Source organism: Xanthovirga aplysinae (assembly GCF_009711365.1).
Lineage (GTDB): Bacteria > Bacteroidota > Bacteroidia > Cytophagales > Cyclobacteriaceae > Xanthovirga > Xanthovirga aplysinae.
This window is the reverse complement of sequence record NZ_SMMB01000757.1, coordinates 1-3,723: the sequence shown is the minus strand read 5'-3', so window position 1 is coordinate 3,723 and position 3,723 is coordinate 1. Positions and strand designations below refer to the sequence as shown.

Here is a 3,723-nt window from a genome sequence, read left to right as displayed (position 1 = left end):
AAAAAAAAAGCATTATTTAAAATTGATCGAAGGGCAGGAATTATTAATCCTGCCCTTTCTTTATTTTATCATCTTTATTTGGGAACATGGGTAAACTTTTATTCTGGCAAGATTGGCATCGCACTTATCGCAATCTTTTGTACTTAATTTCGGCCCCTTTTTTTGTGGCAATTACATTTTTTATTCTTTCTATTGGAAGGGGAGAAAAATATGCGATACAACAGGAAGTGGAGACAGAAGCAAGTCGTATTGCTGTGCAAGCCGGGCATGTACAAAAAGGAATCTTTGATTTTCCTATTACTACAGATAATTTCCTGCTGACACAGAAATTTCTTGGCAGTGATATTACGATAAATAACACAGGGATATATCTCTATTTTTGCCTGTTTGCTTTTGCTGTAATAATTTTTCTTTCCGTCATTCCTTCTTTGCCACGCCTGTATTTTATGGGAGGAATGTTAGCTTTTGTTTTATTTTTGGCGCAATTAAATACTGAAAACCTTCATTTTCCTGGTCCTTTTAAGCACTTATTGCTCGCCATTTTAGTAATTTCCTATTTGGGCGCCAGTTTTTATTTTCATTCTTTTAAAAAGGAGGCTTCACTAAAAGTGCGGCTGGTGATTTTTTCTTTGCTCACAGTTCTAATGGGCTTTCTCATTCAATTTTTCTGCAAGGAAATTTCTTACCCCTTTTTATCCCTTGCGGTTCATAGTATTCCGGCTGCGGTTTTCTTATCCATTATTTTTATAATTATAATAGCTCCTGAAATTGTAAGGGGCTTTTTGCATTTGATTACATATTCCGGAAGCGGGCAGGGTGTAGGAAATGATCGCCATTTTATGCTCATCACCTTGGTTTACCTCATAAATGTGCTCTTCATTTACCTAAAAAATTCAGGAGTGATTAATTGGAATATTTTTTACTTAAATGAATTTTTATTGTTGATGTTGTCGGCTGTCCTAGGTTTCTGGGGGTTGAAAGAAAGAAGTGAAAAGGTGCAGGGAGCTATTCCATTTTATCCTTTGGGGGCATTTTTATTTCTGGCCGTAGGCTCGGTTTGTTTGGCTACTATTGGTTATGGGTTTTTCACTTCAAATGATTCAATTATAGAGGCTTTTGAAGATGTTATTGTGTATGCTCATTTTTCATTGGGTTTAATGTTTTTTATTTATGTACTGGTAAATTTCCATTCACTTTTACGAAAAAATTATGCTGTTAGCAAAGTAGTCTTTGATCCCAGAAAAATGCCTTATTCTTTGGCAGTTTTTGTAGGAGTTGGGGGAATCGTTTTTTTTATGCTTCGGGCCAATTTTTTGCCTTTTTATCAGGCAATGGCTGGCTATTACAATGGCATTGCGGACTGGCAACTAAAGGAAGATAAAAGGTTTTTGGCAAAGCAATATTACAAAAGGGCCCGAATTTTTCAGGTATTGAATCATCGGTCCAATTATTCATTGGCTTCTCTGTCCAGACAGGAGGGAGATCAATCTGCAGCACTGAATTACTTTAAGCAGGCGGCCAAGAAAAATCCTACACCTTTTGATTATATCAATATCAGTGATATTTATCAAGATCGGGGAATGTTTTTTGACGCTCTTTTTACGCTAAAGGAGGGAATTCAAAAATTTCCTGGAAATGGAGCACTTTATAATAATCTAGGTTTATTGTATGCCCAGACCAATGTATTGGATTCAGCTCTTATTTTTTTTCAGAGTGCAACCAACGATAAAAAAGCAATATTGGAGGGACAAACCAATCAGCTGGCTATATGGGTAAAGTCGGGGGTAGACCTACCTGTGGATTCTTTAGAACAGCGGTTTCAAAACAATGATCATTTACCCTTAAAAACAAACCTCGCCCTCTTAGGAAGTTTGAATCAATTTGTCTTAAATGAGGGTCGCCAGGAAGATGATTGGAAGAAATGGGAAAAACTGAATCTATTTACTTTTACAAATACTTATAATACTGCATTTAACCAAAGGAATTTTAAGGATTCCCTAAGACAAACGGTTTTGGGCACTCAAATTAGAAGTTCTGGTAATAAAGATTATCAGGAGGATCTTAAGCGTCTGCAGGCCTTTAGATTCTATCAGCAGCATAAAATAAATCAGTCTTTGGAATTGCTACAACCTTTGGCAGATCAGGTGGTTGGTCGTAAATCTTACTATAATGAACTAATGGGATTGATTGCCTTGGATCAGGATGCTCCACTTAAAGCTTCTGAGTTTTTTAAAAGGGCAGGCCTGGAATCAGAGAAACTTCAAATGGAATATGCAGTTGCATTGACGGAGGCAGGAAAGAAAAAGGATGCGCTTTTGGCCTGGGAAGAGCTGTTAAATTCTTCCCAAAAGGAAATTGCTACCCTTATGATCCAAATTTTTGAATCTCAAGCCAAAGATTTAGAGCCGGAATCTGATGAAATTAAGTATCAGGCTGCTTGTGTATGGTTAGCTCAAGAAGATTGGAAAAGATTTGATGAAATTAAGGGTAACCTAAAACAACAGAAATTCACCTTTAAAGTTTTTGAAAGGGCCATGGAAAAAGCTTTAGCCACAAAAGCAATCAATCGGGCTAAAGGTTTTATGAATAAAATAAATGATATGTCTGGTTTATCTTTGGAGGAGGTGAAGCAAAGGGATCGCTTAAATTTACAGCTTTTTATAGAAGAAAATTTATTCGAAGATTTGGCTTCCACTCTACCTGATGTAGTTCAGCGGGCAGATAAGGAGGATTATGAGTTACACGAAATGATCAACTTGGCAAAAGCCATTTTAGCACAGGAAAGAAAGGAATTTAAGGATGCGGACGAGCTTTTCCAACAGGTGGTAAAGGAAAATAATTTTTTTGATTTGGGAATAAGAGCAGCCGCAAATTATTTTGATCAAATCCGTCAGCAAGAGGAAATAGCTTATCAAATGCTTCTTTCGGGATTAAAAGCTGATCCATATTCAAGAAGAATTAGGGAGGCCTACATTATGCAATGTTTGAAAATGGGCTTAAATAGTTTTGCTGAAAGTGCACTTGTTGATTTAAGTGATCAAATACCAGCCGAACAATTTATTTTATTTAAGCTTTCTTACGAAGCTAAACGAAAGGAAAGACAACAGAGTCCTTGGTAATTAATTCAGTTTTAGCAAGAATTCCCAGATAGCTCACTTTCCTAAACGTGGTTGAAATTAATGGATGGGAGTATTGAAAATTAATTAAAGCAAACTTGTTCTTAAGAATACATCAGTGAAAATCAATTTTTTAAAATCTCATTAGGGGTTCTCTTGAAATTTACATTTTTTTTTGTTAAAGTTATATGGTTGTTCATTGATCTGATGGCCTACCAGTAAAATCAGATCATAGACCATAACCCATATAGAAATATTGCCCTTCTTTAAGGAATTGATTCCTTGGTGGTTTTTATACTTTGTGAAAGTATTCAAAGTATACTAAATCTATTGGTTCCATGCCATGCTGGTCTAACCGAGCATTCCAATATTGCCAATGCTGTTTTCCAAAAATAGGATTTTGGAAATCCTTTATTCCTTACTATGCCCACTTCAAGGTGGATAAACTGATCCATTCAAATCCCTCTTTATTCCTTTCGAATTCTCAAACCCATGAGAAAATCTGAATTTGAACAACTAGCCTTACGCAAAAGAATCGAGCTAATTCTTGAGAAGGGAAGGTTTATTTCGAAAAGTTCTTTTCAGGATACGGAAATTACCTTGTATA

General features: G+C 35.9%; 1 protein-coding gene. It reads left to right on the top strand.

Features of this window, described 5'->3' with window-relative positions; translation table 11 throughout:
- The first annotated feature begins 164 nt into the window (after positions 1-164).
- Positions 165-3,119 carry a tetratricopeptide repeat protein gene (locus tag E1171_RS05190; RefSeq protein WP_222931401.1) on the top strand — a complete coding sequence of 985 codons (2,955 nt, stop codon included), beginning with the start codon at positions 165-167 and terminating at the stop codon, positions 3,117-3,119.
- The last annotated feature ends 604 nt before the right edge of the window (positions 3,120-3,723 follow it).